At 34.7% G+C, this 9585-nt stretch carries 1 protein-coding gene; it reads left to right on the top strand.

Annotated features, from left to right (window positions below; all coding sequences use genetic code 11):
• The first annotated feature begins 82 nt into the window (after nt 1-82).
• Nucleotides 83-9556, top strand: coding sequence for an amino acid adenylation domain-containing protein (locus ACQW03_RS25555; protein ID WP_441952673.1), 9474 nt, complete (start codon nt 83-85; stop codon nt 9554-9556).
• The last annotated feature ends 29 nt before the right edge of the window (nt 9557-9585 follow it).

The raw sequence follows: 9585 nt of genomic DNA, 5'->3' as shown, positions 1-9585 counted from the left end.
TCTGCTAGGGAGAGGAGGTAATTCTTCTTCCTAGTATGACTACCAAGCAACCTACTATTCTATTGAGGTGATAAAATTGTCTTTGTTTAATAAACAAGAGCTGTTCTGGAAAAGTCTATTTGAAAATGGAGATCAGTTAACAAAAGTACCTTCGTTTAAATTTGCAAATGGAGGACCTCCAAAGGAAGAAAATACTAATAGTTTTGTATTGTTTCCTTTAAGAGCAGTTTCAAAGAGAATTAGTACAATGACCAAAGGTAACAATACTGCTACATACTTGGTTTTGCTTAGTGGAGTACAAGCATTTTTATACAAATATACTGACCATACTACTTCAATTGTAGGAGTACCAATTTTAAATAGTATGGTGCTAAGTGAATCAAACGACTTTTTATTATTAAAGAATAAAGTTATGGGGAGCAGTAATTTCAAAACGTTATCTTCTACTACTATGAACGCATTAAAACTGAGTATGGAAAATCAGAAAATACCATTTCGAAAAATGGTTGAAAATATTGATATCCATTATAATTCTAAAAAACTTCCTAATATTAACATTATAGTATCACTTGATGAGTTACATGGTATGAGATTTATTGAGAATTTAACTTACGATCTTTGGTTTCAGTTTAGTGTGAAGAATAATGACTGCTCATTAACATTGAATTTTAACAAAGAATTGTACGATTATAAATTTATACAATCAATGACCACCTATTTTGAACATTTCTTATCAAATATTATTTTCCAATCAGATATGGCTTTTGATGATGTTGACCTACTTAGCAAAAATGAAAAGCAACGAATGTTGAATAAATTTGATGGTACAAAAGAGCCCATTCCAGGAATAAATATTCACGGAATTTTTGAGAAACAGGTTAGAAAAACCCCTAATAATATTGCAGTTGTATTTAAAGATTACACTCTTACTTATTCAGAATTGAATCAAGAGGCCAATAAATTAGCCAGGTTTCTAGGTGAGCAGGGAGTAAAGAAAGAAGATTTAGTGGGTATAATGACAGGACGATCTGTTGAAATGGTAATTGGAATTTTAGCAGTATTAAAAGTTGGCGCTGCTTTTATTCCTATTGATCCAGAATATCCTGAGGAAAGAATACAATACATGTTAGAAGACTCCCAAACACAAGTCTTGCTAACACAAACAGGGATAAATAAAAAGTTGAATTATTCAGGAAAGACATATTATTTAGACAAAAATGAATACTTTAATATTGCGGAAGAGAATCTAAATAACGATGTACAAGGGAATAACTTAGCCTATGTTATTTATACTTCTGGAACAACCGGAAAACCTAAAGGAGTATTGGTTGAGCATAGAGGGCTATGTAATTTAGAACCTTACTTTTCCTCTACACTGAATATTGTTTCCTCAGATCGAGTAGTACAGTTTGCAAGTCTATCATTTGATGCTTCGATCTGGGAAATGATAATGTCTCTCTTTTTTGGAGCCTCACTATATATACCTACTAAAGAGATCATTCATGATTATCAATTATTCCAAGATTACATTAATACTAATAAGATCTCAGCTGCCCTTTTACCACCTGCATACGTAACTTACTTAGAACCTGATGATGTTCCTACACTCAAAAAGTTAATTACTGGAGGGTCAGCATCGTCATTACAGATAGTGGATAAGTGGAGAAAAAAATGCTTGTATTTAAATGCTTATGGGCCTACAGAGGATTCTATTGTATCAACAGTGTGGGATTCTTCAAAAGACCAACTCAATCACAATTGTGTGCCAATAGGAACTCCTATATTCAATCATCAAGCATATATTCTAAATAAAAATGGTCAATTGCAACCTATTGGTATAATGGGTGAACTTCATGTTAGTGGTGTGGGAGTAGCACGAGGATATCTGAACAGACCAAAATTGACTGCAGAGAAGTTTATTGAAAATCAATTTCATGAAGAATTAACAATATATAAAACTGGGGATTTAGCTCGTTATTTACCAGATGGAAATATTGAATACATGGGACGCTCTGATGACCAAGTGAAGATACGAGGACACAGAATAGAATTGAGTGAAGTCGAAGCTCATTTAATGAGTGTACAGTTTATTAAAGAAGCTGTAGTGATTGCTACAGAAGACAATGATAATAAGCAATTATGTGCTTATTATGTAAGCAGAGAGGAAGTAACCCTTCAACAATTAAAACTAGAATTATCTAAAATTATTCCTGCTTATATGATGCCATCATACTTTGTGAAATTAGAAAAAATGCCTCTGACTACTAATGGCAAGATAGATCGTAAGTCTTTACCTTCGCCCCAAGAACGGAATACTGACCGAACTGAATATATAGCACCACGAGATCATCTGGAAAAAGTATTGGTGTCTATCTGGCAGACTGTGTTAGGAGTTTCCAAAGTAGGAATTGAAGATAATTTTTTTGATTTAGGTGGAGATTCTATTAAATCAATACAAGTATCTTCTCGCTTGTTCCAAGCAGGGTATAAGGTCGAAATGAAACATCTTTTTAAGTATCCGACGATCGCAACTCTTTCTCCTCATTTGATAAAAATCACGAGGGTTCTTAGCCAAGAACAAGTAAAAGGAGAAATAAAACTAACTCCTATACAACATTGGTTTTTTAAGCATAAAAATATAGACTCTAATTTCTTTAATCAATCGTTTATGCTTAAAAACACGGAACGTCTTAATGAAAAGGCCTTACATCAATCAATAAAGAAACTAGTCGAACACCATGATGCTTTGCGGATGGTCTTCCTTCCAGCAGAACAGGCAGCTGGATACCAAGCTTGGAACCAGACGATCGAAGACAGTGCCCTGTATCACTTGGAGCATCATGATTTCCGTGAGTGTGCCGATCCTTTTGCAGCTGTTGAGACTGCTGCTACCCAGATTCAAAGCAGCATGTCACTAGAGAATGGCCCGCTCGTTCGACTCGGATGGTTCCAGTGTGCTGATGGAGATCACCTGCTTATTGCTATCCATCACTTGGTAGTCGATGGAGTCTCATGGCGCATTCTACTCGAAGACTTTGCCAGTGCCTACGAGCAAGCGGTTGCTGGAAAAGAGATCGAACTCCCCCAGAAGACAGACTCTTTTCAGCTGTGGGCCGATCAGCTCTCGACCTATGCGAAAAGCGGAGCTCTAAGCCAAGAGAAAGCTTACTGGGTAGAGGTCGAGTCACGCGAAACCGGACGGCTGCCAAAAGACCGGGAAGCCGCGGAGCATCTGCTGCAAGATAGTGAAGTGGTGAGTGTAGTATGGAGCGAGGCAGAAACCGAACAGCTGCTCAAGCAGACCCACCAGGCGTACCGGACCGAGATCAATGATCTCTTACTTACTGCGCTGGGCATGACGGTACATGAGTGGACCGGGATGGAAGCGATCCGAATCAATCTGGAAGGACATGGCCGTGAGCAGATACTGGAGGACGTGGATATTAGCCGAACCGTAGGCTGGTTTACCAGTCAGTTTCCGGTTGTCTTACCCATGGCTCCTGGGAACACCCTCGGTCGACGCATCAAACAGGTGAAAGAAGAACTCCGCCAGATTCCCAATAAGGGAATGGGCTATGGGTTGCTACGCTACCTGGGGAATCAGGAAGACGTATGGTGGAAAGAAAGCCCAGAGGTTAGCTTTAACTACCTAGGACAGTTTGATCAAGACTTAGAGAACAGCGGGCTTTCTTCCTCTAGCTACTCAAGTGGAGAGAGTGAAAGTCAGCGTCACGAACGGAGCTATGTACTTGATATCAATGGGATGATTGCCGATGGCTGTTTGACACTCGGGATCAGTTATAGCCGGAAGCAGTATGAACCAGAGACGATCGAGCAGCTGGGAGAGCGATTGAAGCAGCACCTAAGCACCTTGATTGCCCACTGTGTCAGTCAAGAGAACAGGGAGCTGACGCCAAGCGATGTGACCTTACAAGGGATTGGGATTGAGGAGCTGGAGGCACTGGTTGAGCAAACCGCAGATCAGGGAGAGATTGAAGAGGTTTATCCGCTGACCCCGATGCAAAAAGGGATGCTGTTTCATAGCTTGCTGGATCCGGAATCGGGAGCTTATTTTGAGCAGGCAACTTTAACAATTGAAGGGAATATTAACGCGCCTAAATTTGCGGAAAGTATACGCTTACTATCAAAGCGTCATGCAATATTAAGAACCAATTTTTATAACGGGTGGAGAAATACACCTTTGCAAATAGTGTACAAAGATAAGGGAATCGAATTTAGTTATAAAACCCTGGATAAATTAATTGTAAATGAACAGGACCAGAACTCAGCACTGCAATATTATATTGAGGAAGATAATCGAAGAGGCTTTGATTTGTATAATGATCCTTTGATGAGAATATCAATTTTGCAAGTAGACAAAGAAAAGTACCATATGATTTGGAGCTTTCATCATATATTAATGGATGGCTGGTGTGCACCGCTTTTATTTAATGAATTATTCACAAATTATTATTCTCTTTGTCAGAATAAAGAAATAATAGATACTCCAATAACTCCATATAGCCAATACATTGAATGGCTTGATAAACAAGATCAAAACAAAGCAGCCGAGTATTGGAATAAATACCTTGAGGGGTACGATGAGAACACCTCAATTTCTAATGATTTATCTAAAGAAAATGAGGGGGAGCAGTATGACATTGATGAAGTGATTTGCGAACTTGGTACTGAACTTACAAACAAATTAAAGTTTGTGGCCAATCAAGAACAAGTTACTGTAAATACAATTATCCAATCAGCTTGGGGAATACTACTACAAAGATATAATAATACCCGTGATGTATTATTCGGTACCGTTGTATCAGGAAGACCAACTGATATATATGGTATAGAGCAAATGATAGGATTATTTATAAATACTATACCTGTGCGCATCCAAAGTAATAAAGAATATAGCTTTGAATCACTTATTAAAAAAATACAGCAACAAGCTGTTGAATCAAATAATTATGATACGTATCCATTATATGAAATTCAAAGAGAAACAGAACAAAAGCAAGAGTTGATTAATCATATAATGGTATTTGAAAACTACCCAATGGATACAAAACCAGAAGAAAATATTTCTAATGAATATTTATTAAAGGTTGAAAATGCTGACGTAAAAGAGCAAACGAACTATAATTTCAATCTTATCGTTGCCCCTGGTAATTCATACAAAATAAGGCTTAATTATAATAAAAATGCTTATAATCGTACGTATATTGAGAAAATTAAAGAACATCTATACCAAATTCTATACCAAACCATAGAGAATCCAAATATTTTATTAGATGAAATTGAAATAGTAAATAAAAATGAAAAAGTTCAACTCTTAGAATTTTGTCAAGATAAAAATTTTGAATTTATGCATGATATGAATATTATTCAATTATTTGAAAATCAAGTTAGACAGACTCCTGACAAAACTGCGCTTTTATATGGAGAAGAATCACTAACTTATCTTGAATTAAATCAACATGCAAATAAAATAGCACATATGTTAAAAAGAAAGAATATTGGATCAGATGAAGTAGTTGGTTTAATGGTAGATCGTTCTTTGGATATGATCATAGGAGTTCTAGGAATATTAAAAGTGGGTGCGGCATACTTGCCAATTGACCCTGATTTTCCAAATGAACGTATTGAATTTATGCTAAACGATTCTAAATCAAAATTACTATTATTCCATTCTCACTTAAAAAAAGAATTTCCACATCATATCGAACAATTATGCTGGGATAATAGAATTTGTGAAATTGCACAAAATGATAATGATGCTAATTTAAACTTAGAAATTACCGCAAATCAATTAGCTTATATAATTTATACTTCTGGAACTACAGGGCAACCTAAAGGCATCTTAACATCACATAAAAATGTTATTCGAGTGGTTAAAGATACTAATTATATTGCAATTAATTCTTCTGACAATATTCTTCAATTATCAAATTATGCTTTTGATGGTTCAATTTTTGATATTTTTGGTGCTTTGCTGAATGGTGCTCAATTAGTCATGATTACAAAAGAGACTTTATTAGATATTAGAAAATTAGCTGATTGTCTGGTTGAAAAGAAAGTTAATGTTTTATTTATCACAACTGCTCTATTTAATGTCTTGATTGATTATAGTCTTGATTCTTTAATTAATATTCGAAAGGTGTTATTTGGAGGAGAGAGAGCTTCGCATCTGCATGTTAAAAAAGCCTTAAAATATTTAAGTGCTGATAAGATTATTCATGTCTATGGACCAACAGAAAGCACTGTGTTTGCTACTTATTATGAAGTCAATGAATTAGATGAAGATGTTACCAATATTCCTATTGGAAAGCCTCTAGGTTATACGAAAGCATATATTTTAAATGATTCCTGTCAGTTACAACCTATTGGTATAGCAGGTGAGTTATGTATAGGGGGATCAGGTTTAGCTAAAGGATACTTGAACCGTCTAGATCTTACTGAAGATAAATTTATAACGGATCCTTTTAATGATGGAGAAAAAATTTATAAGACAGGTGACTTAGCTAGGTGGCTTCCTGATGGTAATATAGAGTATTTTGGACGGATTGATCACCAGGTTAAGATTCGTGGTTACAGAATAGAGATAGGAGAAATTGAGGCTCAATTATTGAAAATGGACAGTATACATGAAGTAATTGTGATAGTCAAAGAGGAGCAACCAGGCTTAAAGAAATTATATGCTTATTGGGTCGGTGATTCTACATTAGAAACAAACAGTATTAGGAACCACTTAACAAAGAGTTTACCGGAATATATGATTCCATCTTATTTCATTAGGCTTGAGCACCTCCCACTTACATTGAATGGTAAAGTAAACACGAAATTATTACCTTCTCTATCTCTAAGTGAGAGTAGAGAAAATGATTTTGTTGCTCCTCAAACAAAAAATGAAAAATTACTGGCTGAAATTTGGTGTAATGTATTAGGTTTAGATTCGGTTAGTACAAGCGATAACTTTTTTGAAATTGGCGGAGATTCAATAAAAACTATACAAATAACTGCCAAACTAGCTCAATTGGGTTATGAACTAGAAATGAAGCATTGGTTTAAGCATCAAACTTTAAGGCAATTAAGCAAAAATATCAAACAAAATGCTGTTATGGTTGAACAGAGAGAAGTTTATGGAGAAGTTCCGTTAACTCCAATACAGCGATGGTTTATTAGCCGAAATTATGATGAACCACATTATTTTAATCAATCTATGATGTTGTTTAGTCAGGAACTATATAAAGAAGACACGATTTGTACAACCATGAACCATATTCTAGCTCATCATGATTATTTAAGAACAGTTTTAAAACAATCAAACGAGAGTATTAAAGCATGGAATCGTAAAATTAGTTCGGAAAATTTGTATAGCTTAACAGTTTACGATTTAGATGATTGTATTGACTTGCCAGGTACCATTGAAAGATTAGCAAATCAGACGCAAGGGGCTCTTAACTTGAACCATGGTCCACTAATCAATGTTGCTATCTTTAAGACCTCATCTGGAGATCATTTACTAATTAGCGTCCATCATTTTATTATCGATATGGTATCATGGAGAATACTACTAGAGGATTTCTCAACTGTGTATAAACAAGTGAGAAATCATAAAGAGATAAAATTGCCAAATAAGACTAGCTCTTTTCAGGACTGGGCATCTAGTCTCTTACAATATGCTCAAAGCGAAAAGTTAATTGAAGAAAAAAAATATTGGAATAAGATTTTTGAAAGGAATTATAATCAGCTTCCTAAAGACTTTAAAGAAAACAAAGGTACCGTGACAACTAGTGAAACGGTAACTGTAAGTTTATCAAGCAAAGACACCAAAGCTTTACTAAAAAATTCTCATCAGACGTATAATACAGAAATAAATGATCTATTATTAGTAGCACTGGGGATGTCTGTAAAAAAATGGGCGAATATCAATGATATAATAATAAATCTAGAAGGTCACGGTCGTGAGCAACTATTCAATCATTTAAATATCACTCGCACAGTAGGGTGGTTTACTACGCAGTATCCTGTAGTTTTAAATATGGAAGAAAGCTCAAACTTAGAAAAGACAATTCAGCAGACACGAGATATGCTGAGAGAAATACCAAATAAAGGGATCGGTTATGGTATACTGAAATATCTTTCTTCTGCTACAGAAGATTTTAAAAATCATTATATCCCAGAGATTAGTTTTAACTATTTAGGACAGTTTGATCAAGATCTTCAAAACAACACTAATTATTTATCAGACTACTCTAAGGGATCGGATGTAAGTTTAAAACAATCAAGAACTAATAGTTTAGACATCTACGGAATGGCAATTAATGGAAAATTGTCGTTGACTATTAATTATAGTAATCTTCAATATAGAAAGAAGACAATCATGTCTTTGGTAAAACTATTAGAGGATAATCTTAAACAGGTTATTCATCATTGTTCTACGAAAAATACTGAAGCTCTTATGTCTTATTCAAATACAACTCCTGTCCTTAATAATATAGAAGAGTTCTCAAACAAATTATTCGATGAAAACTATATTCTAGATGTACCTGGTATTTCAATGGTAGTAGTTAAAGATGGGAAAGTTGTATTTAGCAAAGGATATGGATACTCTGATGTTATAAGTCAAACGCCTATGAATTCTACATCTTCATTAATGAGAGTTGGCTCAATCACAAAATTGATGACATCAAGTATCACTCTTCAATTAGAAAAAGAAGGCAAGCTAAGCCTAAGCCAAGATATTAGCAACTATCTAGAAGATTTATCTATACCAAGAACTATTAATTCATCGTTAACCATAGAACATTTGCTTAATTATAGTTCAGGCTTTGATATTCAGAATAAAGGGATGAATCAACTGTTTGATATTAATGGAACACTTTCATTAAAAGAGTTTATAGAATTAAACAGGCCTTCTGTAATAAAAGAGCCGGGAAAATCATATCAATACGAAAGCTTTGGTTTCTTACTCTTAGGCTATTTAATTGAAAAAATTGAAGGTATATCTTTTGGCGATTATATTAGTGAACGGTTACTAAAACCTCTAGAAATGAACTCTAGTAACTTGGTGAGTAATCTCTTAATAGAAAAGAGACTAGCATCAGGTTATGATTTAGAAAATAAGTATGTTGGAATGTATAGCTATAGCTCTCTTGATTCCAGTTCAGGAGGAATGATATCTACCGGAAGCGATTTAGCTAAATTCATGATGATGTTACTCCAAAATGGAATGTATAAAGGAAAGCAAATACTAAGTGAAACAGTAACGAAGAAAATGTTGGCATTGAAGGAAGAGAATAAATTAGGGAGAAGCTATGGGCAATATGGATTTGAACTTAATTTTCATCCATCATACATGGACTTACCTATTTTTTCGAAAAGTGGTAATATCCATGGATATAGTTCATTTACGTGGCTAATGCCAAAAGAGAATCTTGGTGTACTTGTCCTGAGCAATAAAAGCATAATGAATAAAATAGAGATTTTTGAGCAGTTTATGGATACCTATTACCCGCATTATAAAAATACTCCTTCTGTAAGTTTAATTTAAATTATTGTATTACTTTTGTATTCAGGACC

The sequence above is a fragment of the Paenibacillus sp. DRB1-1 genome (genome assembly GCF_052119485.1).
Classification (GTDB): domain Bacteria; phylum Bacillota; class Bacilli; order Paenibacillales; family Paenibacillaceae; genus Paenibacillus; species Paenibacillus polymyxa_B.
Note: the sequence above shows the minus strand (reverse complement) of the source record. Positions and strands in the feature narration are given on the sequence as shown.